This is a genomic window from Lentzea sp. NPDC004789, from assembly GCF_053601075.1.
In genome coordinates this window covers 48761-71189 of record NZ_JBSGBE010000028.1, presented here as the reverse complement: position 1 = coordinate 71189, position 22429 = coordinate 48761, and the positions used below count along the sequence as shown (strand labels likewise).

At 70.5% G+C, this 22429-nt stretch carries 21 protein-coding genes; 12 read left to right on the top strand and 9 right to left on the bottom strand.

Annotated features, from left to right (window positions below; translation table 11 throughout):
* Positions 1-55: 55 nt before the first annotated feature.
* A complete protein-coding gene (locus ACWEIJ_RS41005; protein ID WP_449842690.1) occupies positions 56-1120 on the top strand; it encodes an AraC family transcriptional regulator in 1065 nt (354 codons plus the stop codon).
* Here the strand turns inward: ACWEIJ_RS41005 and ACWEIJ_RS41000 are convergent, their stop codons facing one another.
* From ACWEIJ_RS41000 to ACWEIJ_RS40975, 6 genes are all read right to left on the bottom strand, one after another.
* Positions 1121-2515: an aldehyde dehydrogenase family protein gene (locus ACWEIJ_RS41000; RefSeq protein WP_449842689.1), complete on the bottom strand. Its 1395-nt coding sequence runs from the start codon at positions 2513-2515 to the stop codon at positions 1121-1123. It lies immediately after the preceding gene.
* A 169-nt stretch (positions 2516-2684) separates the two neighbouring features.
* Positions 2685-4004: a flavin-containing monooxygenase gene (locus ACWEIJ_RS40995; RefSeq protein ID WP_449842688.1), complete on the bottom strand. Its 1320-nt coding sequence runs from the start codon at positions 4002-4004 to the stop codon at positions 2685-2687.
* Between the two features lie 43 nt (positions 4005-4047).
* Positions 4048-4356, bottom strand: a complete 309-nt coding sequence (locus ACWEIJ_RS40990; RefSeq protein ID WP_449842687.1) for a hypothetical protein — start codon at positions 4354-4356, stop codon at positions 4048-4050.
* 239 nt (positions 4357-4595) lie between these two features.
* A complete protein-coding gene (locus tag ACWEIJ_RS40985) occupies positions 4596-5471 on the bottom strand; it encodes an SDR family NAD(P)-dependent oxidoreductase (RefSeq protein WP_449842686.1) in 876 nt (291 codons plus the stop codon).
* 112 nt (positions 5472-5583) lie between these two features.
* Positions 5584-6960: an alpha/beta hydrolase gene (locus ACWEIJ_RS40980; protein ID WP_449842685.1), complete on the bottom strand. Its 1377-nt coding sequence runs from the start codon at positions 6958-6960 to the stop codon at positions 5584-5586.
* 53 nt (positions 6961-7013) lie between these two features.
* Entirely contained in the window at positions 7014-7676 is a 663-nt protein-coding gene (locus tag ACWEIJ_RS40975) for a lytic polysaccharide monooxygenase auxiliary activity family 9 protein (protein ID WP_449842684.1), read from the bottom strand.
* A gap of 184 nt (positions 7677-7860) precedes the next feature.
* Here ACWEIJ_RS40975 and ACWEIJ_RS40970 point away from each other — a divergent pair, with 184 nt between their 5' ends.
* The 5 genes from ACWEIJ_RS40970 to ACWEIJ_RS40950 all read left to right on the top strand — a co-directional run bounded on the left by ACWEIJ_RS40970 (position 7861) and on the right by ACWEIJ_RS40950 (position 11805).
* Entirely contained in the window at positions 7861-8670 is an 810-nt protein-coding gene (locus ACWEIJ_RS40970) for an SAM-dependent methyltransferase (protein ID WP_449842683.1), read from the top strand.
* Between the two features lie 163 nt (positions 8671-8833).
* Positions 8834-9601 (top strand): IclR family transcriptional regulator, encoded by a 768-nt coding sequence (locus ACWEIJ_RS40965; protein ID WP_449842682.1) that lies wholly within the window; start codon positions 8834-8836, stop codon positions 9599-9601.
* Between the two features lie 88 nt (positions 9602-9689).
* Positions 9690-10724, top strand: a complete 1035-nt coding sequence (locus ACWEIJ_RS40960; RefSeq protein ID WP_449842681.1) for a Rieske 2Fe-2S domain-containing protein — start codon at positions 9690-9692, stop codon at positions 10722-10724.
* Positions 10721-10879 (top strand): hypothetical protein, encoded by a 159-nt coding sequence (locus ACWEIJ_RS40955; RefSeq protein WP_449842680.1) that lies wholly within the window; start codon positions 10721-10723, stop codon positions 10877-10879. Before ACWEIJ_RS40960 ends, ACWEIJ_RS40955 begins: the two co-directional genes overlap by 4 nt.
* Complete coding sequence (locus ACWEIJ_RS40950; RefSeq protein WP_449842679.1) at positions 10843-11805, top strand: PDR/VanB family oxidoreductase; 963 nt, start codon at positions 10843-10845, stop codon at positions 11803-11805. Before ACWEIJ_RS40955 ends, ACWEIJ_RS40950 begins: the two co-directional genes overlap by 37 nt.
* A gap of 133 nt (positions 11806-11938) precedes the next feature.
* Here ACWEIJ_RS40950 and ACWEIJ_RS40945 read toward each other — a convergent pair whose 3' ends face one another.
* The gene (locus tag ACWEIJ_RS40945; protein WP_449842678.1) at positions 11939-12358 is read right to left on the bottom strand and encodes a MarR family winged helix-turn-helix transcriptional regulator; all 420 of its coding nucleotides are present in this window, start codon (positions 12356-12358) and stop codon (positions 11939-11941) included.
* Positions 12359-12424: 66 nt separating this feature from the next.
* On the opposite strand from ACWEIJ_RS40945, the gene ACWEIJ_RS40940 reads away from it, so the two are divergent.
* From ACWEIJ_RS40940 to ACWEIJ_RS40925, 4 genes are all read left to right on the top strand, one after another.
* Positions 12425-13903, top strand: a complete 1479-nt coding sequence (locus ACWEIJ_RS40940; RefSeq protein ID WP_449842677.1) for an aldehyde dehydrogenase family protein — start codon at positions 12425-12427, stop codon at positions 13901-13903.
* A gap of 11 nt (positions 13904-13914) precedes the next feature.
* Positions 13915-15024 (top strand): NAD(P)-dependent alcohol dehydrogenase, encoded by a 1110-nt coding sequence (locus ACWEIJ_RS40935; RefSeq protein WP_449842676.1) that lies wholly within the window; start codon positions 13915-13917, stop codon positions 15022-15024.
* A 5-nt stretch (positions 15025-15029) separates the two neighbouring features.
* Positions 15030-16544 (top strand): acyl-CoA synthetase, encoded by a 1515-nt coding sequence (locus ACWEIJ_RS40930; protein WP_449842675.1) that lies wholly within the window; start codon positions 15030-15032, stop codon positions 16542-16544.
* 171 nt (positions 16545-16715) lie between these two features.
* Positions 16716-17630: an extracellular catalytic domain type 1 short-chain-length polyhydroxyalkanoate depolymerase gene (locus ACWEIJ_RS40925; protein ID WP_449842674.1), complete on the top strand. Its 915-nt coding sequence runs from the start codon at positions 16716-16718 to the stop codon at positions 17628-17630.
* A 47-nt stretch (positions 17631-17677) separates the two neighbouring features.
* Here the strand turns inward: ACWEIJ_RS40925 and ACWEIJ_RS40920 are convergent, their stop codons facing one another.
* Both ACWEIJ_RS40920 and ACWEIJ_RS40915 read right to left on the bottom strand, forming a co-directional pair.
* Positions 17678-19021 carry an aspartate aminotransferase family protein gene (locus ACWEIJ_RS40920; protein ID WP_449842673.1) on the bottom strand — a complete coding sequence of 448 codons (1344 nt, stop codon included), beginning with the start codon at positions 19019-19021 and terminating at the stop codon, positions 17678-17680.
* Between the two features lie 79 nt (positions 19022-19100).
* Positions 19101-19583 carry an Lrp/AsnC family transcriptional regulator gene (locus ACWEIJ_RS40915; protein WP_449842672.1) on the bottom strand — a complete coding sequence of 161 codons (483 nt, stop codon included), beginning with the start codon at positions 19581-19583 and terminating at the stop codon, positions 19101-19103.
* A 137-nt stretch (positions 19584-19720) separates the two neighbouring features.
* Here ACWEIJ_RS40915 and ACWEIJ_RS40910 point away from each other — a divergent pair, with 137 nt between their 5' ends.
* The gene (locus ACWEIJ_RS40910) at positions 19721-21160 is read left to right on the top strand and encodes a gamma-aminobutyraldehyde dehydrogenase (protein ID WP_449842671.1); all 1440 of its coding nucleotides are present in this window, start codon (positions 19721-19723) and stop codon (positions 21158-21160) included.
* A 12-nt stretch (positions 21161-21172) separates the two neighbouring features.
* Positions 21173-22207 carry an agmatinase family protein gene (locus ACWEIJ_RS40905; protein ID WP_449842670.1) on the top strand — a complete coding sequence of 345 codons (1035 nt, stop codon included), beginning with the start codon at positions 21173-21175 and terminating at the stop codon, positions 22205-22207.
* The last annotated feature ends 222 nt before the right edge of the window (positions 22208-22429 follow it).

The following is a 22429-nucleotide window of genomic DNA, read 5'->3' as shown; positions in this document are numbered from 1 at the left end:
ATGATCGGCGTCTTGGCCTACATCCAAAGCGCAGCGACCAGAAAGGATCTGTGCGATGTCCGCCGACCCGCCGCAGGCCCCCGCTCGCGCGACCAACCGCAGCACCTCCGCGACGATCGCACCCATCATCCTGCGGTACCTCACGGCGGTGACGGACGAGCTCGGTGCCGACCTGCGGCCCGCGCTCGCGCACGTCGGACTGCACGAGCAGCTGCTCCAGTCGCCTGACCTCCGGGTCTCCTACCGCCAGGGCAGCGAGGTCATCCGCCGTGCCCTGGCGCTCACCGGCAGCGACGACCTGGGTCTGCGCGTCGGCGGCCGGCAGCACCCGACCGCGTGGGGCCTGATGGGGTTCGCGCTGATGGCCGCGGGCACGCTGCGCACCGCGGTCGAGACGGGGGTGCGGTTCCAGAACCTGTCGGGTGCCATGGTGGTCTGGTCCGCGGGCGAGGACGACGCGGGGTTCACGTTGTGGGCGGACCTGCCCGATCCGGCGGTGGACAGCGGCGTCGGTGCTTTCCTCGCGCAGGAGGCGTTCGCCAGCGTCGTGACGGTCAGCAGGCTCGCGCTCGGTGCCGACTTCCGCCCGCGCCAGGTCGAGCTCACCTCGCCCGAGCCGCGCGACACCGCACCGTTCACCGAGATGTTCGGGTGCCCGGTCCGCTTCTCCGCGCCGCGCAACGGTTTGGTGTTCCCCGCCCGCTGGGTGCGCGCCGAGATGCCCGGCCACGACCCGGTCACCTACGCGTCGCTGCAGACCCTGCTGGACGACCAGATCGCGTCCCGCCGGACCCGCCAGGACCTGTTGGAGGTGCTGGAGATCTCGATCGCGCAGAGCCTGCCGGACGTGCCGACGTTCGCCGAACAGGCCCGCAGGCACGCGGCGGGCGAACGCACGTTGCGCCGCCGCCTGTCCGAGTGCGGCACGACCTACGAGGCTCTCGTCGACGGCGTCCGGCGCGAGCGGGTCGAGCAGCTGCTGCGCCAGCCGGAGATCACGCTGGCCGACATCGCCCGCAGAGTCGGCTTCTCCGACGTCCGCGCGTTGCGGCGGGCGATTCGCCGTTGGCACGACATGACTCCCCTGCAGCTGCGCGGCACGGTCCTGGACCGAGCCTGATCAGCGGGTCCGGAGCCAGACGGTCTTCTCCCTGGTCCACTGGTCGAACGCGGTCGTCGACTTCTCCGCCCCGCCGAACCCGGACTGCTTCCACCCGCCGAACGGCGTGGTGAGATCGCCCTCGCTGTAGGTGTTGACCGAGACGACACCGGCCTGGATGCCGCGCGCGAGCCGCCACGCGACGTCGATGTCCCGCGTCCACACCGACGCGGCGAGACCGTAGTTGGTGGAGTTCGCGAGCTCGACCGCTTCCTCTTCGGTGGCGAACGTCTGCACGCTCACCACCGGCCCGAACAACTCGGTGCTGAGCAACGGGTTCCCCGGCGGAACGTCGGTGACCAAGGTCGGCGGGTAGTAGGAACCGCGCGGGTGCAGCCCTTCCGGCAGCTCGGCCGCGTGCACCCGGGCCCCCTCCGCCTGCGCGTTCTCCACCGCCCGCGCAACGCGTTTCACGGCGCTGTGGCTGATCAACGGCCCGATCCGGGTGTCCGGTTCGGACGGATCGCCGATCACCAGCGTCCGCATCGCGGCGGTGAACCGCGCCACCACCTCGTCCGCGATGTCCCGGTGCACCAGGATGCGCGAGCCGGCCGTGCAGTTCTGCCCTGACGTGAGGAACGCGGCCTCGATCATGGTGTCGACGAGGTCGTCGAACTCGACGGCGTCGGGCATCAGCACCTGCGGGCTCTTGCCGCCCATCTCCAGCGAGACGCGCTTGAAGTTCGTGAGCGCGGCGGTGGCGAGGACCAGCCGCCCGGTCTCGGTGGAACCGGTGAACGACAACGCTCCCACCACGGCGTCCCGCGCGAGTGCCGCCCCGGTGACCTCACCGAACCCGGGAAGCACGGTCAGCACGCCGTCGGGCAAACCCGCCTCCCGCGCCAGTTCCGCCAGGTGCAGGGCCGAGCGCGGGGTCGCCTCCGCGGGCTTGAGCAGCAGGCAGTTCCCCGCGGCGAGCGCGGGACCGATCTTCCACGCGGCCATGGCGAGCGGGTAGTTCCACGGCAGGATCGCGGCGACCACCCCGACCGGCTCGCGGCTGACCACTCCGAGCTGACCGGGACCGGTGGGGGCGACCCGACCGAAGACCTTGTCGGCGGCCTCGGCGAACCAGCGCACCGACTCGATCGCGCCGGGCACGTCACCGGTGCGGCACTCGGTGATCGGCTTGCCCGCGTCCTCGCTGTCCAGCCGGGCGAGGACCTCGGCGTCGCGCTCCATCAGGGCGGCGAGGGCGAGCAGCACAGACGCACGTTCGCGCGGCGGTCTTCGTGCCCAGTCCTCGTGCGCTGCCGCCGCCCGCCGCACCGCCTCGGCCACTTCGGCTTCGCCCGCCGCCGGCACCACGGCGACGAGCTCGTCGGTGGCCGGGTTGCGCACTTCCAGGGTCGTCACGACCTCATCTCCGCGAACCGCCCGGCCAGGCATCCCCAAGCCCGTCACCACATCACCTCCGCCACCGACCGCACCACGACCAGCCCGGCCCCATCTCCCCGAGCCCGTCACGACACCACCTCCGCCACCGGCCACACCGCGACCAGCCCGACCCCATCTCCCGAGCAAGTCACGACACCGCCTCCGCGAACTTCCCCGCCTCCCTGCCCTCGGTCCGCCACCCCAGCTCACCCGCGAGCCGAGTCACGTACCTCAGGTACGCACCGCTGTCGACGTATCCGGTGTGCCGCGGCGAAGCGACGAACTTCAGCCCCGCGCTGAGGTCGGGCCGGTCGTCGCGGATCAGCCGCGCGAACCGGTCGGCGCTCGCCCGCCCGTTCCGTCCGTCGTGGACGAACGACGCGATCAGCTGGGCCTGCAGGTCGAACAGCCGGTACGCGCCCGAGTTCGTCTCGGTGAACCCGATGCCGCACAGCCCGGCGTGCGCGCGGGAGAACACCGACAGGTACAGGTCCGGGTGCTGCTCGTCGCCGAAGTACCGCTGCGCCACCGGGACCCGGTGCCGGTAGCCGGTCGCGAACAGGACGAGGTCGAAGTCGTCCGAGGTCCCGTCGGTGAAGTGCACGGTCCGGCCCTCGGCACGCAGGATGCCGGGCCTGGCGGTGATGTCGCCGTGCCGCAGGTGGTGCAGCAGCGTCGAGTTGACGACCGGGTGCGTCTCGAACAGCCGGTGATCGGGCTTCGGCAGGCCGAGCCGCGCCGGGTCGCCGTCGAGGAACCTCAGCAGGGCGCCGAACAACCTCTGCTCCAGCCACTTCGGACCGGCGCTGGACAACGTGTCCACCGGCCGCCCGAACAGGTGCTTGGGGATGAACCAGTAGCCGCGGCGCATGCTGATCACCGCGTGGTCCGCCGTCCGCGCGGCGTCGCAGGCGATGTCGCAGCCGGAGTTGCCGGCACCCACCACGAGCACCCGCTTGCCGCGCAGCTCCTCCGGGTCGCGGTAGCCGATCGTGTGCCGGACCTCGCCGGTGAACGTGCCCGGCAGCTCCGGGAGGTTCGGGTGCCACTGCGCGCCCGTGCACACCACGACCTGCGCGTGCACGGTGGCGTGGCCGTCGGTCCTGGTGACGGTCCACGTGCCGTCGGCGTTCTTCTCGACGTCACGCACCTCCACGCCGAACTCGATCCGGCCGGTGAGGCCGTACTCGTCCGCGAAGGACCTCAGGTAGCTCAGCACCTGGCGGTGCGACGGGTAGTCCGGGAAGGACTCCGGCATCGGCCGGCCGCCGAACCCGGACCTGGTCCGGCTGGAGATGAAGTGCGCGGAGGAGTACATCGGGCTGCCGGGGTTGTCGATGTCCCAGATGCCACCGACGTCGGTGTGCCGTTCGAGGTGCGTGTACGGGAGGTCGCGTTCCGCCAGTGCTCGCGCCACGGCGAGTCCCGCGGGGCCTGCCCCGATCACACAGGTGTCGTGCTCGTTCACGAGTCCGCCTTTCTCGTGCGGTTTCAACGTATTGGCCCGGAGGTCACCGGGAACTGGCCTGAGCGGCCACGAGCGGGGCCGCCCCGGTCATCCGCAGCAGCGGTACCGAGGCGAGCACCAGACCGGCCGCGAACACCACGCCCGGCACCTCGGCGCCGGCGTTGTCCAGCAACAGGCCCACGGCCAGCGCGGACGCCTTGTCGGAGTCCTCCGCCGCCGCCGTGGCCGCCGCGTAGACGACGCCGAGACCGGCACCCAGCACGAGGTTCGTCAGCAGCAGCGTCACCGGGTCGTCGGCCACGCCCACCCACAACGCGCCGAACGCCGTCACCGCCAGGCCGAAGCGCGTCATCCAGACCCTGCCGGGCCTGGCCGCGGCCCGCGAGCAGCAACGTCACCACGGCGGTCGCGGTCAGCTGGGCCGCCCCGACCAGGCCCGCCGTCGATGAGCACCGGCATCACGTTCGTGCCGGCACTGCCCGTGGCGACCCCAGGACGCGCGCTCGGGAATCGGCTCGGTGGCGGGGACGTGCGTCATCGGGGTGGTGCCTTTCGCGCTGTGGTGGTTCAGGTTCGTGAGGGTGCGGCGGGTCAGCGCTCGTCGACGAGCTCCCAGCGGTCGCCCTGGCGGCGGGCCAGACCGCGACGCTCCAGGTCCTCCAGGTAGCGGACCATCCCGCGGTCACCGCGCTTGCGGAAGAAGGGGAGGATCTTCGGCAGCAGGTTCGGCACCAGCATCGCGAGCCGCGCGCCGATCGACTCGCCCGGCCGCGCGTAGGCCTCCAGCCGGGGCTTGTCGAGCATGCTCACCACGGCGGCCACCACGTCGGACGGCTGCTGCGGCGGCTCCTGGAACTGCACGGAGTTGCCGCCCTCGACGGCCTCCCGGCGCAGCATCGGCGTGTCGGTCGCCGACGGCAGCACCGACCCGGCGAGGATGCCCTTCGCGCGCAGGTCGAGCCCGATCGACAGCATGGCGCCGCGCAACCCGAACTTGGACGCGCAGTACACCGGTGTCTCGCCCTGGGGGAAGATGCCGGCGAGCGACACGGTGCTGATCACCCGCGGGTCGCGGGCGGCCCACAGCAACGGGATCGCGAGGCGCGTGGTGACCAGCGGCGAGGTCGTGTTGAGCGCGATCTCCCGCTCGATGCTCGCGACGCTGCGCTCGTCGAACCGCTCGGTGCTGGTCATGCCGACGTTGTTGACCAGCACGTCGAGGCGGCCGTACTCCTCGCCGACGCGCTCGAAGAGCTGCTCGATCTGCGCCCAGTCCATCAGGTCGCAGCCGAGGCCGAGGTGTCCGCCGCCCGGGAGGTCCTCGGCGACGCTCTTCGCGCGGGCCTCGTCGATGTCGACGACGACGCAGTGGGCGCCACCGGAGGCGAACCGCCGGCACATGGCGCTGCCGATGCCGCCCGCGCCACCGGTGACCGCGATGACCTTGCCCCGGAAGTCGTAGCTCATGGTGGTGCTGCCCTTCGTGACAACCGCTTCTCGTTGTCACCAAGCTATGGAGGGGCAGCACGCGTGGAACTGGCCGAACCGGCCGCGGAGGGGACCTCAGCGGCCAGCCGGGCTACTCGACGGCCGGGCAGCTGCCGCCCTCGGCCGGCACCTTCAGGCCGAGCAGGTAGTCGTCCACACCGCCGCGGGTGCAGGCACTGCGCGGATAGGCGATGTGACCCCATCCCTCGTAGGTCAGCAACGCGGTGTTGCGCGGCGCCTGCCGGTGGATGCTGACCGCCCAGGCGTACGGGGTGATCGAGTCGTGCCGGGCGTTGAGCACCAGGATCTTCGGTGCGGCACCGATGTTCAGGCGGTGGGGCGGGTTGCTGGGCGGTCCGGCGATGCCGATGCACGCGGTGGGCTCGTCGTGGCCGATGAGACTGCCGCGCATGATCGGTGACCGGCGGAGCTCCTCGGCGCGCAGCCGCGAGTACTGCTGGAAGTTCCTGATGCGCAGGGAGAAGTCCTGGCAGACGGTCGCCAGCCGGACCGACAGGTAGTTCGGTTCGAACGACAGCGCGGCCCTGGCCTGCGCACCGGTCGCGGCGGCGATGCGGTTCGCGACGTAGGGCCAGTCCGGGCCGTCCAGCCCGCGGTAGACGCCGTCGATCAGGTCCTGGCGGTGCTCGCCGGCGCGGGCCAGCGCGGTCTCCCAGGTCGCGAGCACGTCCTGCCCGTGCAGGGCGCAGGAGGCCGTGCGGTCGCACCACCGGACGAACTCGACGAACGAGTCGTCCACGGTCGCGGCCCGGTCCCCCACGAACCGCATGGCGTCCACGCTGTGGTCGACGACGCTGTCGAGGACCATCGCGCGGACCCGGTCACCGAACTTCTCCGCGTACAGCTGGCCGAAGACCGTGCCGTACGACAGCCCGAGGTAGCTGATCTTCCGTTCACCCAGGGCCTGCCGGAAGGCGTCCATGTCCTGGGCGACGAGGCCGCTGTCGGCGTGGTCGAAGATCGGCCCGCTGCGCTCGCGGCACCGGCGCAGCACGTCCTGGTTGTAGCGCAACAGGGTGGCGAACTGCGCCTCGTCGGCGGGGTAGCTCGTCGGCGGGTCCGTCATGAGGTCGTCGCAGCGGATCGGCAGGCTGTTGCCGGTACCTCGCGAGTCGATGCCGACGATGTCGAACCGCGCCCGCAGCTCCGGGCTGAACAGGCGCGAGAGCGCGAACTCCGCCGCGGAACCACCGGGACCGCCCGGATCCACCATCAGCACACCGATGCGCCGCGCCGGATCGGTGGCGGCGTGGCGGGCCACCGCGAGGTCGATGCGCTGCCCCCACGGCTTGTCCCAGTCCAGCGGCACGCTCAGCGTCCCGCACTCGCCCTCGGGGTTGTCCTGGCACGGCGCCCACGCGATGGACCGCGCCGGTGCGGCGTTCACCGCACCGGCGCTGGTCATCAGGATCATGGCAGCCAGGGGCACCGCCAGCGCCCGCGTCATCAACCGCATGGTTCGGAACTCTTTCAGAAGATCGCGGGCATGGGATCCGCTGATCAACCGAAGTTCACGTCGCTGCACCACATGTAGGTCTGGTCCGCGTGCGACGCCTGCCAGATCGTGAACACGATGTGACGCCCGCGGTAGGCCCCGGAGGTCTGGACGTTGAACGTGATGTCCTTGGCCGGCGCGAACCTGCCGGTCTGCGTGATGAAGTCCAGGTTGCCCCAGCCGAGTTTCTGCGTGGTCGGGTCGTACCCGTTCTTGCTCACGTAGACCTTGAAGTAGTCAGCGCCGTGACTGGCCTGGTCGTACAGGTGCATGCTGAAGCTGCTGCCCAGGTTGGTTGTCTTCCAGTCGCCCGGCGTGTTCAGGGAGTTGTTGCGCGACAGGGCGTTGCTGCAGAGCTGACCGTCCGGCGTGGACCCCTGGAAGTTGCCGCGAAGGCCGTCCCGCAGCGCGCTCATCCAGTTCCACATCGTGTCGGCGTTGGCCTGGAAGGCCTGGTAGCACATGGGGTCCTGGGTCTTCATGGCCGGATCCAGGTGGTGGCTGCCCCACGTCTGCCAGCACTGGTAGGCGCGAGTTGCCGGGCTGACGATCGTGCCGTGCGCCGACGCCGTCGGCGTCCATAGGAACGTGCAGACCAGCATGCCGATGATCAGTGTGATGACGCCCCGCCGTCTGGTGACGGACCCGAAGGTGCTGCGCGTGAGCATGGATGTGCCTCCATTCTCCGATGATCGACAGCAGCGGCGGAATGGGAGCGCTCCCAGAAAATTTAGCCTACTCCTCACTTTGTGAAACCTCAAGGACACATTCCGTAGCGGTTCAGCCTCGTCCCCGCTTCCGGAGCAGTCGGGGTTAGCGTGTGCCGTACCAGAACGACGCGGGGAGGCCAGGGTGGAACGACCGACGTGGGCGGGTCCGGAGATCGACGTGGACAAGCCGAGCGCGGCCCGGATCTACGACGCCCACCTGGGCGGGTTCCACAACTTCGAGGTCGACCGGGCCGCGGCCGCGAAGATCGTCGCGTTCATGCCGGAGCTGCCCGACATCCTGCGGGCCAACCGGTCGTTCCTGCGCCGGGCGGTGCACCACCTCGCCAGTGAGGGCGTCACTCAGTTCCTCGACCTCGGTTCCGGCATCCCGACGGTCGGCAACGTGCACGAGATCGCCTGGAAGGCCAATCCGGACTGCCGGATCGTCTACGTCGACGCCGACCCGATCGCCGTCTCCCACAGCCGCACGATCCTCTCCGGCCTCGACCGCGCCACCGCCGTCCGGGCCGACCTGCGCAGTCCTCAGGAGATCCTCGCCAACGAGGAGACCCGGCGGCTGCTGGACTTCTCGCAACCGGTGGCGGTGCTGATGTTCGCGGTGCTGCACTTCGTGCCGGACAGCGACGACCCGCGGGCCATCATCCGCGAGTACCTCGACGCGACCGTGCCGGGCAGCTACCTCGCGCTCTCGCACGCCAGCCTGGAGGGACCGGAGCCGGACCGGGCGGAGGACGCCACCAACCAGTTCCGCCGCAGTGTCACCGACTTCTCGATGCGCACCCGCGCGGAGATCACCGCCCTGTTCGACGGGCTGGACCTGATCGAGCCCGGCGTGGTCTACCTGCCGGAGTGGCGGCCGGACCCCGGCGACGAGATCGGCGACGCGCAGCGGACCTCCACGTTCGCCGGAGTGGCGCGCAAACGGGGCTGAGCGCGCCGAGGTGCACGTTGACCGCGGGCGTCGGCAGGCGGGCTGGGCGAGGACCGCGGCGCGCCGGTCACCGAGCACACCGAGCGGGCGGCCACCACCGGAAGCCGGCCAGGCGAAGCCGGGTCCGCGACCTCAACCACCGACGCCGGGGCAAGATGACGGCGTGAGCGCGCCGAGACGAGGCCGACCCGCCGGTCCCACCGGGCCGGTCGTCGGCCGTGCCCTCCACCTCCTCGGCGCGTTCGACGCCGACCACCGCGAACTGACGCTGAGCGAACTCGCCCGGCGGGCGGACCTGCCCCTGTCGACGGCGCACCGGCTGCTGAACGAGTTCTGCGAATGGGGCGCCGTCGAGCGGGGCGCGGACGGCCTCTACCGGGTCGGGCTGCGGTTGTGGGAGCTCGGCTCGCTCGCGCCGCGCGGGCCCGGTCTGCGCGAGGCCGCGTTGCCGTTCCTCGAGGACCTGTCGCTGATCACCAGGGAGAACGTGCAGCTGGCCGTCCGGGAGGGCACCGAGGTCGTCTTCGTCGAACGGATCGCGGGGTCCGGCGCGGTGCCGGTGCTCACGCGGGTCGGCGGGCGGTTCGCGCTCACCGCCACCGGGGTCGGGCTGGTGTTGCTGGCGCACGCTCCGGTGGAGGTGCAGGAGGAGGTGCTGGGCAGCCCGATCGACCGGTACACCGAGCGGACCGTCACCGATCCGGTGCGGCTGCGCCGGATGCTCGCCGAGACGAGGTCGAACGGGTTCTCGATCAGCGACCGCCAGGTCACGATGGACGCGCTGTCGGTCGGCGCGCCGATCCGCGATCGGCAGGGTGCGGTGGTCGCCGCGGTCTCCCTCGTGGTGCGGCACGGGAGCAGCACGCCGCACGCGCTGGCACGGCTCGTGCGCACCAGCGCACAGGCGATCTCCCGCGCCCTCTCGGGCTAAGAGCTTCCATTTTCCGGAAACCGATCTACGACTCGGGCAGCGGTCTCGGCCAGGCTGTGCTCTTCCTCACCACGAAGAAGGAGCGCCGATGCCAGGCTTCCCGCGCGACCAGTGGTACGTCGCCGCCTATGGGTCCGAGATCGGGCACGACCTGTTCAGCCGCACCGTCTGCAGCGAGCCGATCCTGTTCTGGCGCACCCGCGACGGAGCGGTCACGGCGATGGCGGACCGGTGCGTGCACCGGCGGTTCCCGCTTTCGCAGTCGCCGTCACGGCTCGTCGACGACCAGGTCATCTGCGGCTACCACGGTTTCACCTACGACGCGGGCGGCAAGTGCGTCGCCGTGCCGGGACAGACCCGGATTCCGCGCACCGCAAGGCTTTCGCCGTACCCGGTGGTCGAGCAGGACTCGTTCGTGTGGGTGTTCATCGGCGACCCGGCCAACGCCGACGCGACGAAGATCCCGCGCGCGCCCTGGCTCGTCGCGCCCGACTACACCACGGTGTCGGGCATGGAACCGTTGAACGCCAGGTACGAGCTGCTCGTCGACAACCTGCTGGACCTCTCCCACGAGACCTACCTGCACGGCGGTTACATCGGCACGCCCGAGGTCGCCTCCACGCCCATCACGACCGAAGTGGACGAGGACGCGGGCATCGTCTACGTCTCGCGGCACATGGACGACGCGGAATGCCCGCCGTTCTACTCGAAGTCGACCGGCCTGCAGGGCAGGATCGCGCGCTGGCAGGACATCGAGTACACGCCGCCGTGCCTGTACAAGCTGCACAGCCGCATCGCGCCGGTCGGGTCCGTGCCCAACCCGGACGGCAGCGACCCGGACGCGTTCCACGTCGAGGTCGTGTACGCGATCACGCCGGAGACCGAGACCTCCACGCACGACTTCTGGGCGGTGGCACGGGACTTCGCGCTCGACGACGAGGAGGTCTCGGCGTTCCTCGCGGAGAACAACCGCACGGTGGTGCTCCAGGACGTCGTCGCCCTGAACGTGCTGGAGCAGGTCATCGCGAACGAACCCGAGGGCTACCAGGAGCTGTCGATCAACATCGACACCGGCGGCCTCGCCGCGCGGCGGATGCTCAAGCGCCTGTGCGAGAAGGCATGAACGCGCTCACCGGCAACCGCGTGTTCCGCATCCACTGGGTGCTCGGCACCGATCGGCTTCGCGCGGTCTGCCACTGCTCCGCCGAGCGCGAGTTCGAAGATCCCGTCGAGCTGTGGGAATGGCTGCTCGACCACCCAGTGGGGCACACGCCGTGAAACTGCTGCTGGAGAAGAAGGAACCGATCGCCGACGGCGTGGTGCGGCTGACGTTGCGGCACCCGGACGGCGAGGCGCTGCCGGCCTGGACGCCGGGTGCGCACGTCGACCTCGTGCTCGCCGACGGCCTGGTCCGCCAGTACTCGCTGTGCGGCGACCCGTCCGACCGGACGGTCCTGCGGGTCGCCGTCCTGCGCGAGGAGGCGGGACGCGGCGGCTCACAGCACGTGCACGACGTGCTCGCCGCCGGGCAACTGGTCGAGGTGGACGGACCGCGCAACCACTTCGAGCTCGTCGAGGCCAAGCGCTACCTGTTCGTCGCGGGCGGCATCGGTATCACGCCGATCCTGCCGATGATCAACCAGGTCACCGCGTCCGGGCACGACTGGCGGCTCGTCTACGGCGGCCGGACCCGGTCGTCCATGGCGTTCCGCGACGAGCTGGAACGGCTGGGACAGGTCGAGATCCGCCCCCAGGACGAGTACGGACTGCTGGACCTGGACGCGCTGCTGGGTGAACCGGAAGAGGGCACCGCGGTGTACTGCTGCGGGCCGGAACCCCTGCTGGCCGCCGTCGAGCAACGCTGCTCGATCTGGCCGAAGGGGACACTCCACGTCGAACGGTTCGCGCCGAAACCCGATGCGGCCCAGGGGCCCCGGCACGAGTTCGAGGTCGAGCTCGCCGAGTCCGGCACCGTGCTGCGGGTGGCGCCGGACCAGTCCGTGCTCGAAGCCGTGGAACAGGCGGGCGTGTCCGTGCTGTCGTCCTGCCAGGAAGGCACCTGCGGCACCTGCGAGACGGTCGTGCTCGACGGCACCCCGGATCACCGCGACTCCGTTCTCAGCAAGGAGGAACAGGAGACCGGTGACGTGATGATGATCTGCGTGTCCCGCTCGCGTTCCCCACGCCTGGTGCTGGACCTCTGAGCAGGGCAGCACCCGACAGCGAACAGACACTTGACAGTTCAACCAGGCAGCACCATGCTTTCTATATCAGGATTCCTTATATTCGAAATCCTGATACCCCGAGCTCGACGAGGAGCTGAACCATGCGCGGTACCTAGGGCCCGGTCAGAGCGGCGCGGCACCGGTTGAGCAGGTCGTGCAGCGCGGTTCGCTCGCCCTTGTCGAGCCTGCTCACCATCCGGTCCTCGATCGCCGCGATCTCGTCGGCGTGCTCGTCGAGGAACGCCCTGCCCTTGTCCGTGAGGCTGATCAGCAACCTCCTGCCGTGCGCGGGGTCCTGCGCGCGGACGATCAGCTCGCGCCGCTCCAGCGCGGCGACCATGTCGGTCATCGTCTGCGCGGTCACGAACGAGTTCCGCGCCAGTTCCGCTGACGTGAGGCCGTCCCGCCCGGCCAGCACGGTCAGCGCGGTGTACTGCAGGGTCGTCACGCCGGCGGGGCGCAGCACCTCGTCCATGAGCGCGCGCACCGCGAGCTCCACCTGCTTGACCTCGTACATCAGCGATGGCCGCAAGGTGCCTCACCTTCCCCGATCTTCTCTCCCCGACACCCGAAGCCTGTCACAGGAAGGCAAATCCACATGACCACAGTCGACGACCGGCCGGCCGCGACGGTGCGGCGCCCCGACGTCAAGCCTGGCAGGTTGTTCATCGGGGGCCGGTGGCGGGAGTCGGCGGAGGGCGGCCGGATCAACGTCGTCGACCCGTCCACGGGATCGGTCGTGACGTCGGTCGCGAGGGCCGGCACGGCGGACGTGAACGACGCGGTCGACGCGGCACGGGCGGCGTTCGACGGCTGGGCGGCGACACCGGGCAGGCACCGCGCGAGGATCCTGCACCGCGTCGCCGACCTCGTGCGGGCCAGAGCCGACGAGCTGGTCGCGGTGGAGAGCCTGGACGTCGGCAAGCCGATCGCGCTGTGCCGCCCGGTCGACGTGGAGACGACGGCCGAGCAGTACGAGTACTACGCGGCGCTGGCGCAGACCCTCGACGGGGCCACGCGGCAGATCCCGCTGCCCGTGCACGCCTACACCCGGCGCGAACCGGTCGGCGTGGTCGCGGCGATCACCCCGTTCAACTTCCCGCTGATCCTGTCCAGCTCGAAGATCGCGCCGGCGCTCGCGGCCGGCAACACGGTGGTGCACAAGCCCGCGGAGGACACGCCGCTCAGCGCGTTGCTGATGGCCGAGATCCTCGCGGAGGCGGGCGTGCCCGACGGCGTGGTCAACGTGGTGACCGGGTACGGCACCGAGATCGGCGAGCACCTGCTGCGCCACCCCGGCGTCGACAAGGTGGCCTTCACCGGGTCGACCGCCGTCGGCAGGCACGCGGCGAGCGTGGCGGGCGCTCAGCTCAAGCCGATGACGATGGAGCTGGGCGGCAACGCGGCGCACATCATCTTCGACGACGCCGACCTCGACAAGGCGATCGGCGCGGCCATCAAGGGTTTCGTGTTCAACACGGGCCAGTTCTGCATGGGCGGCCCCCGGCTGCTCGTCGCCGCACCGCTGTACGACGCCGTCGTGGAGGCGCTCGCCGGTGCCGTGCCGCACGTCCCGCTGGGTGACCCGTTCGACGAGGGGACCGTGATCGGCCCGATGGCGGGCGAACGCCATCTGTCCAAAGTGGAAGGCTATGTCGCACAGGCGAAGGCGGAGGGCGGCCGGATCGTCGCAGGTGGACGTCGGGCTGACCGGACCGGGTTCTTCTTCGAGCCGACGGTGATCGCGGACCTGCCGGACTCCTCCCCCGTCGTGCGCGAGGAGATCTTCGGCCCGGTGCTCACCGTGCAGCGGTTCGAGACCGAGGACGAGGCGGTCGCCATGGCCAACGGCACGTCCTACGGCCTCGCGGCCGGGCTGCAGACCGAGAACCTCGCCCGCGCGCACCGGGTCGCCGCCCGGCTGCAGGCGGGCATCGTCTGGGTCAACGACTGGGCGATGCTCGACCCCGCGATCCCGTTCGGCGGCGTCAAGGACTCCGGCTACGGCCGCGAGTACGGGCCGGAGGCACTCGCCGCGTACACGCGCACCAAGTCCGTCGTCATCTCACTGGCCTGAGGAGCAAAGCCATGTCCACCACAACGACGGCGGCCGTGGTCGAGTCCGCCGGTTCCGGGTTCGCGCTCACCGAGGTGGCGCTCGACGACCTGCGTCCCGACGAGGTGCGCGTGCGCGTCGTCGCGGCCGGCGTCTGCCACACCGACCTCGGTGTCGCGGGCGGCCACCTGCCGTTCCCGCTGCCCGGCGTGCTCGGTCACGAGGGCGCCGGGATCGTCGAGGAGGTCGGCGCCGCGGTCACCAAGGTCGCCGCGGGCGACCAGGTGCTGCTGAGCTACACCTCGTGCGGCCGCTGCCAGAACTGCCGCGAGGGCCACCCCGCGTACTGCGACACGTGGCTGCCGTCGAACCTCATCGGCGGCGAACGGGCCGACGGGACGTCGCCGATCTCCCGCGACGGCGTCCCGCTCGGCGGCCGGTTCTTCGGCCAGTCGAGCTTCGCCCACCACGCCGTCGTCGACGAGCGCAGCGTGGTGAAGGCGCCCGCCGACGCCCCGCTCGACCTGCTCGCCCCGCTCGGCTGCGGGGTCATGACCGGCGCCGGCGCGGTCTGGCACGTGCTCGCCCCGCGACCCGGCGCCACCCTGCTCGTCACCGGGGCGGGCGCGGTCGGTCTCTCCGCCGTCATGGCGGCCCGGCTGACCCCGGCCACGCGCATCATCGTGGTCGACCGCGTCCCGGAAAGGCTCGCACTGGCGACCGAGCTCGGTGCCACCGACACTGTGGACACGAACACCGAGGACCTCGGGGAGGCGGTCGCGAAGCTCACGTCCGGCCGCGGCGTCGACGGCGTCGTGGAGACCACCGGCAACGCCGACGTGCTCGGCGTCGCGATCTCCTCGCTCGCGACGCGCGGCACCGCGGTGATCGTCGGCGCGCCCGCGTTCGGCACCCAGGTGCCGGTCAACGTGAACTTCATGCTGCCCGGCCGCCGGATCGTCGGGCTCACCATGGGCGACGCCGAGACACAGTCGCTGATCCCGGTGCTCGTCGAGCTGGTGACCGCGGGCCGGATGCCGATCGACCGGCTGATCACGCACTACGAGTTCGGCGACATCCAGCAGGCGGTCGACGACGCGCTGGCGGGCGTCACCATCAAGCCAGTGCTGCGGTTGGGGTGAACCGGATGATGATCGGACCGAGCAACCCCGGCGTCGGCAGCTGGCCGGCCCGCCGCGCGCGCATCTCCCCGCACCGCATGGCACTCGTGCAGGCGGACCGCTCGCTGACCTACACCGAGCTCGCCCGCCGGGTGGACGGGCTGGCGGCCGTGCTGGCCGGACGCGGTGTGCGGCCCGGCGACCGGGTCGCCTACCTGGGCGTCAACGACATCACCGTGTTCGAGACGTTGTTCGCGACGGCGCTGTGCGGGGCGATCTTCGTGCCGCTCAACTACCGGCTGTCCGGCGCGGAGATCGGGTACATGCTCGCCGACAGCGGCGCGTCCCTGCTGGTGCACAGCGCGGACACCGACGAGCTGGTCGCGTCGGTGTCCGGGCCGCTGCCGGGCGTGCTGCGCACGGACGACTTCGACGCGGAGATCGCCGGCGCCGGTGCGCCGCCCTCGGCCGGGGTGACGCTCGACGACCCGTGCCTGCTGCTCTACACCTCCGGCACGACCGGCAAACCGAAGGCGGCTGTGCTCACGCACGGCAACCTGACCTGGAACACGGTCAACCAGCTCGCCCACTTCGACGTGCTCAGCACCGACCGGGCGCTGTGCATCGCGCCGTTGTTCCACTGCGTCGGCCTCGGCCAGATCACGTTGCCGACGTTGTTCAAGGGCGGCAGTGTCGAACCGGTCGCCAGGTTCGATCCCGGCACGATCCTCGCGCGCATCTCGAAAGCGCGGATCACCGGTTTCTCCGCCGTGCCGACGATGTTGCAGATGATGTGCCAGGACCCGTCCTGGGACACGACCGACCTCAGCTCGCTGACCTGCGTGCTCTACGGCGGATCGCCGGTGCAGGAACGGGTCGCGCGGGCGTGGCTCGACCGCGGTGTCCGGTTGTTGCAGGGCTACGGCATGACGGAGGCCTCCCCCGGCGTGTCGATGGGCACCCACGACGGCACGTTGGCACACCCGGTCTCGGCCGGTGTGCCGCACTTCTTCACCGACGTCGCCGCGCTCGGCCCGGATGAGCGTCCCCGGCCGCTCTGCGCGGAACCGGCCGAGCTGCTCGTCCGCGGGCCCAACGTGTTCCCCGGTTACTGGAACCGTCCACAGGAGACTCGCGACAGCTTCGTCGGCGACGAGTGGTTCCGCACTGGCGACGTGATCCGCACCGACGACGACGGCTGGAACTACGTGGTCGACCGGGTCAAGGACCTGTTCATCTCCGGTGGCGAGAACGTCTACCCCGCCGAGGTCGAGGCCGTCGCCGTGCAGCTCGACGAGGTCGAGGCGTGCGCGGTGGTCGGGGTGTCCGACGAGCGCTGGGGCGAGGTCGGCGTCGCCTACGTCGTCACCCGCACCGATCTCCCCGAGGACGCGCTGCGGTCACACCTGGTCGCGAACCTGGCCCGCTACAAGGTGCCCAAGCACGTGGTGTTCGTGGACGCGTTGCCGCGCAACGCAACCGGCAAGATCCGCCGCGTCGACCTGCGGGCGCGGGCCGCCGCGACCTTCACATCGGGCTGAGGCGCCCGTCCGTCCACAGTGGAGCTCAGGCAGGCCGGCGGGCATCCCGCCGGCCTGCCTCGTCCGCGCGATGTTCGTCGAACGCCGTACACCTTTGTTCGGCAAAATCTTGACGGCCGTCACCAATCTGAATACTTTCGGGTCTCCGGAATCCCTGACCGGAGGTCGATGATGACCACACGCAGAACACTCGTCACACTCGTCAGCGCCCTGCTCACCGTTGCCGGTGTTGTGCTCGCACCGCAGGCGTCCGCCGCGTCACTGGTGGAAGTGACCAACTTCGGCGACAACCCGGGCCGGATGCGCATGCACGTCTACGTGCCGGACACCCACCCGGCCAAGCCCGCGATCGTGGTGGCCATGCACGGTTGCGGAGGCTCGGGCCCCGGCTTCTACTCGGGCAGCGAGTTCGCCTCGCTCGCCAACAGGTACGGGTTCATCGTCATCTACCCGAGCGCGCAACAGGAGGCCGGGTTCGGCAAGTGCTTCGACACCTGGTCCGACGCCGCGAAACGCCGCGGCGGCGGCAGCGACCCCGTCTCGATCGTCTCGATGGTGACCTACACCGAGCAGCGCTACAGCGGTGACCCGAACCGGGTCTTCGTCACCGGGTCGTCGTCCGGCGGCATGATGACCAACGAGATGCTCGCGCTCTACCCGGACGTCTTCAAGGCGGGCGCGGCGTTCATGGGCGTGCCGTTCAACTGCTTCGCCAACGCCGCGGACTACCCGCCGGGGCGCAGCAAGTGCACCGGCGGCAGCATGAACCGCACGCCGCAGCAGTGGGGCGACGCCGTCCGGCAGGCCTACCCCGGCTACACCGGGCCTCGCCCGCGGGTGCAGCTGTGGCACGGCACCGCCGACAACCTCGTGCCGTACTCCTTGCTGCAGGAGGAGATCGAGCAGTGGACCAACGTGTTCGGGCTGAGCCAGACACCGACGTCCAGCGACACCCCGCGGGCCGGCTGGAACCGCCGCAAGTACGCCGACAAGGTCGAGGCCTACAGCATCCAGGGCGCCGGGCACAGCCTGCCGTCCGGGGGCATGGCCGCGGTCGCCGTCCAGTTCTTCGGCATCGGCGGCTGAGCTGATGGGGTGGTTTCCGTTGCCGGGCAACGGAAACCACCTCGCCGTCAGATCAGCTTCCAGGCACCTTCCAGCGTGTGCCGGATGATCTGCTCCATCTCGTCGAAGTGCGACTGGTCGCAGATCAGCGGCGGCGAGAGCTGGACGACCGGTTCGGCGCGGTCGTCGGCACGGCAGTACAGCCCGTTGTCGAACAGGGAGGTGGACACGAAGCCCTTGAGGATGCGTTCGGACTCCTCCGCGGTGAAGCTCGTCTTGGCCTCCTTGTCCTTGACGAGCTCGATGCCGTAGAAGAAGCCGGTGCCGCGGACGTCGCCGACGATCGGCAGGTCCCTGAGCTTGTCCAAAGTGGACCTGAACGCGTCCTCGTTGGACAGCACGTGTCCGTAGATGTCCTCGCGCTCGATCAGGTCGAGGTTGGCGAGCGCCACCGCGCACGACACGGGGTGGCCGCCGTAGGTCGAGCCGTGCATGAAGATGGTGCCGTCCTGGCGGAACGGCTCCATCAGCCGTTCGTCGACGAGCACCGCACCGAGCGGGGCGTAGCCGGACGTGAGGCCCTTGGCGGTGGTGATCATGTCGGGGTGGTAGCCGTAGCGCTGAGCGCCGAACGCGTGCCCGAGGCGGCCGATCGCGCAGACCACCTCGTCCGACACGAGCAGCACGTCGTGCCGGTCGCAGATCTCGCGGACGCGCTGGAAGTAGCCGGGCGGTGGCGGGAAGCAGCCACCGGTGTTCTGCACCGGTTCGAGGAACACGGCGGCCACCGTGTCCGCGCCCTCGAACAGGATGGCCTGCTCGATCTGGTCCGCGGCCCACCGGCCGAACGCCTCGTAGTCGTCGGCGTGCTCGGTCGCGCGGTAGAAGTTGGTGTTCGGCACGCGGATCGTGCTGGGCACGAGCGGTTCGAAGTCCTTCTTCAGCGCGGGCAGCCCGGTGATCGACAAGGCACCCTGCGAGGTGCCGTGGTAGGCGAGCGACCGGCTGATGACCTTGTGCTTGGCCGGCCTGCCGGTGAGCTTGAAGTAGTTCTTGGCGAGCTTCCACGCCGTTTCGACGGACTCGCCGCCGCTCACGGTGAAGAAGACGCGGTTGAGATCGCCCGGCGCGTCGGCGACCAGGCGCTCGGCCAGCTCGATCGCCCTCGGGTGGGCGGCCGACCACAGCGGGAAGTAGGCGAGCTCGCGCGTCTGCCGGGCCGCGGCCTCGGCGAGCTCCTCGCGGCCGTGGCCGACCTGGACGGCGAACAGGCCGGCGAGCCCGTCGAGATACCGCCTGCCCTCGGTGTCCCAGACGTACGCGCCCTCGCCGCGCGCGATGACGGGCACGGCGTGGTCGTCGTCGGCGGCGGAGTGGCGCGTGAAGTGCAACCAGAGATTGTCAAGCGGCATGACTACGTTTATCGCACACGTAACGTCCCATGGCAAGCGAATCAGTAGGTTGATGCGCCTGGTACAACGAAATCCGTAGTCAGCGAGTGCCCCACTGGTAGGACTGCTTGCGCAGCGAGAGGTAGACCAGCACCTCGGTGTCGGCCACCCCCGACAACGTCCGCACGCGACGGGAGAGCAGCTGGAGCAGGGCGGTGTCGTCCTCACACACGATCTCGAACAACACGTCGAAGCGACCGGCGCAGATCACGACGTACGCGACCTCGTCGATCTCGCTGAGCGCGTCCGCCACGGGCTCGATCGGCCCCTGCACCTTGACCCCGATGAGCGCCTGCCGGAAGAGACCGACCTGCGCCGGGTCGGTGACCGCGACGATCTGGATGACGCCGGCGTCCGACAGGCGCTGCACGCGCTGACGCACGGCCGCCTCGGACAGGCCGACCGCCTTGCCGATCGCGGCGTACGGCCGGCGGCCGTCCTGCTGGAGCTGCTCGATGATCGCCTTCGAGACGTCGTCGATGATCAGCTGGCTGCGGTCGTCCGCCGGGCTCGTCTTCTTCACGCGCACAGTATGACCACATGCCGGCCGGTCAGACGGCAAGACGCGACCATCGCAATCCGCCTACGGTTCCGGTAGCTTGAGCGCAACCGAACTACTGATTTCGTTGCCGTCATGCTCATAGACCGAGGAGAAGCACTGTGACGCTGGAGCTGCGCAACTTCGTCGGCGGCGAGCACACCGGCACCGCCGAGGACCGCCGGGCGGACCTCGTCGACCCCGCGACCGGTGAGGTGTTCGGCACCGCGCCGGTCTCCGGTGCCGAGGACGTCGACGCCGCCTGCCGAGTCGCGGCGAAGGCGTTCGAGACCTGGGGCGAGTCGACGCCCGCGCACCGGCAGCGGGTGTTGCTCGCGTTCGCCGACCTGGTGGAGGAGCACGCCGACGAGCTCGTGCGGGCCGAAAGCCGCAACACCGGCAAGCCCGTGGGGCTCACGGCCAGCGAGGAGGTGCCGGTCGCGGTGGACCACCTGCGGTTCTTCGCCGGCGCCGCGCGGGTGCTCGAAGGCAAGGCCGCGGCCGAGTACCTGCCCGGCCACACGAGCTTCGTCCGGCGCGAGCCGATCGGCGTCGTCGGCCAGGTCACACCGTGGAACTACCCGCTGCTGATGGCCGTGTGGAAGATCGCTCCCGCGCTCGCCGCGGGCAACACGATCGTGCTCAAGCCGTCCGACACGACCCCGGTGACCACCCTGCGGCTGGCCGAGCTCGCGGCCGAGGTGCTGCCGGCCGGCGTGTTCAACGTCGTGTGCGGCGGCCCGGAGACCGGGCGCGCCCTGGTCGAGCACGAGATCCCGCAGCTCGTGGCGATCACCGGTTCGGTGCGGGCGGGCAGCGCCGTGGCGACCTCCGCGGCCCGCGACCTCAAGCGCGTGCACCTCGAACTCGGCGGCAAGGCGCCGGTCGTCGTGTTCGACGACGCCGACGTCGAGGCCGCCGCCGCCGGAATCGCCACGGCGGGTTACTTCAACGCGGGCCAGGACTGCACGGCCGCCACCCGCGTGCTCGTCGGGCCGCGCGTGCACGACGACTTCGTGGCCGCGCTCACCGAGCAGGCCAGGAGCACGACGACGACCTACGTCAAGGGCGCGGAGGACCCCGACGCCCTCGTCCCGCCGGTGAACAACGCACGGCAGTTCGCGCACGTCACCGGGTTCCTCGACCGCGTGCCCGGCCACGCCGAGATCACCGCGGGCGGCCGCCGCCAGGGCGACCGGGGCTTCTTCGTCGAACCGACCGTCGTGACCGGGCTGCGGCAGGACGACGAGATGGTGCAGCGGGAGATCTTCGGTCCGGTCATCACCGTGCAGCGGTTCACCGACGAGGACCAGGCGGTCGCGTGGGCCAACGGCGTCGACTACGGCCTCGCGTCGAGCGTGTGGACCCGCGACTTCGGCCGCGCCATGCGGATGAGCAAGCGGCTGGACTTCGGGTGCGTGTGGATCAACACGCACATCCCGCTGGTGGCCGAAATGCCCCACGGCGGCTTCAAGCAGTCCGGTTACGGCAAGGATCTTTCGCTGTACGGGTTCGAGGAGTACACGAGGATCAAGCACGTCATGGCGAACATCGAGTCCTGACAGGAGAACCGCATGAGCCGCTACGGCGCCCAGTACGGACCGGACGTCACGTTCCTGGGCGTCGACCGGTGCAGCCTCGACGACCCGGACTCCTTCGCCGGAGCCGACGTCGTCGTCCTCGGCGCCCCGTTCGACGGCGGCACCTCCCACCGCCCCGGCACGCGCTTCGGCCCGCAGGCCATCCGCACCACCGACTACCTCCCCCACGACGGTTCGCGCCCCAGCCTCGCCCTGCGCACCGACGGCCTGCGGGACCTGCGCGTGCTCGACGCCGGTGACGTGGAGATGCCACCCGGCGACATCACGACCGCACTGGCCGCGCTGGAACGCGCGGTCGAGACGGTCGCCCGTGCCGGCGCGATCCCGGTCGTCCTCGGCGGCGACCACTCGATCGCCTTCGCCGACGCCAAGGGCATCGCCAACGTCGTCGGGCACGGCCGGATCTCCATGCTGCACTTCGACGCGCACGCCGACACCGGCGACATCGAGTTCGGCTCGCTGTGGGGCCACGGCCAGCCGATGCGCCGGCTGATCGAGTCCGGCGCGCTGCGCGGTGACCGGTTCCTGCAGATCGGGTTGCGCGGCTACTGGCCACCGCCCGAGACGCTGGCCTGGATGGCGGCCCAGCGCATGCGGTCCTACGAGATGACCGAGATCGGGTTGCGCGGCCTGGAGGCCTGCCTGACCGAGGCGTTCGGCATCGCCGTGGACGAGTGCGAGGGCGTGTTCCTGTCCGTGGACATCGACGTGTGCGACCCCGGCCACGCACCCGGCACTGGCACCCCGGAACCGGGCGGCCTGTCCGCGCGCCAGCTGCTCGACTCGGTTCGCCGGATCTGTCTGGAGCTGCCGGTCGTCGGCATCGACGTGGTGGAGGTGAGCCCGCCCTACGACCACGCCGACATCACGGCCGCGCTCGCCAACCGCGTGGTGCTGGAGGCGTTGTCGGCGATCGCCCGCCGCCGCCGTGACGAGGCGGACGGCACCCGCTGGGACCCGTCCCTGCCCCTGCTGGCAGACCGCCCGACCCCAGAGTCCACAGCCTGACCCCGCTCCGCTCACTCCACGCGGGGACCTCCCGTACTCCAGAAGAGTACGAAAGCTCCCCGCGTGCACTTCAACGAACAAACACAACCAACCACCGCCGCCCGCCGCAACACGCGGACCCTTCCAGTTCGCCAGCGCACAACCCCAGCGAAACCCACGTCACCGCCTCATCCACGCGGGGACCTCCCGTACTACAGAAGAGTACGAAAGCTCCCCGCGTGC

Coding starts and splice junctions, on each gene's coding strand:
- ACWEIJ_RS41005 (WP_449842690.1), top strand. CDS start 56: ATGTCCGCCGACCCGCCGCAGGCCCCCGCTCGCGCGACCAACCGCAGC.
- ACWEIJ_RS40990 (WP_449842687.1), bottom strand. CDS start 4,356: ATGACGCGCTTCGGCCTGGCGGTGACGGCGTTCGGCGCGTTGTGGGTG.
- ACWEIJ_RS40985 (WP_449842686.1), bottom strand. CDS start 5,471: ATGAGCTACGACTTCCGGGGCAAGGTCATCGCGGTCACCGGTGGCGCG.
- ACWEIJ_RS40980 (WP_449842685.1), bottom strand. CDS start 6,960: ATGACGCGGGCGCTGGCGGTGCCCCTGGCTGCCATGATCCTGATGACC.
- ACWEIJ_RS40975 (WP_449842684.1), bottom strand. CDS start 7,676: ATGCTCACGCGCAGCACCTTCGGGTCCGTCACCAGACGGCGGGGCGTC.
- ACWEIJ_RS40960 (WP_449842681.1), top strand. CDS start 9,690: ATGCCAGGCTTCCCGCGCGACCAGTGGTACGTCGCCGCCTATGGGTCC.
- ACWEIJ_RS40955 (WP_449842680.1), top strand. CDS start 10,721: ATGAACGCGCTCACCGGCAACCGCGTGTTCCGCATCCACTGGGTGCTC.
- ACWEIJ_RS40950 (WP_449842679.1), top strand. CDS start 10,843: ATGGCTGCTCGACCACCCAGTGGGGCACACGCCGTGAAACTGCTGCTG.
- ACWEIJ_RS40940 (WP_449842677.1), top strand. CDS start 12,425: ATGACCACAGTCGACGACCGGCCGGCCGCGACGGTGCGGCGCCCCGAC.
- ACWEIJ_RS40935 (WP_449842676.1), top strand. CDS start 13,915: ATGTCCACCACAACGACGGCGGCCGTGGTCGAGTCCGCCGGTTCCGGG.
- ACWEIJ_RS40930 (WP_449842675.1), top strand. CDS start 15,030: ATGATGATCGGACCGAGCAACCCCGGCGTCGGCAGCTGGCCGGCCCGC.
- ACWEIJ_RS40925 (WP_449842674.1), top strand. CDS start 16,716: ATGACCACACGCAGAACACTCGTCACACTCGTCAGCGCCCTGCTCACC.
- ACWEIJ_RS40920 (WP_449842673.1), bottom strand. CDS start 19,021: ATGCCGCTTGACAATCTCTGGTTGCACTTCACGCGCCACTCCGCCGCC.
- ACWEIJ_RS40905 (WP_449842670.1), top strand. CDS start 21,173: ATGAGCCGCTACGGCGCCCAGTACGGACCGGACGTCACGTTCCTGGGC.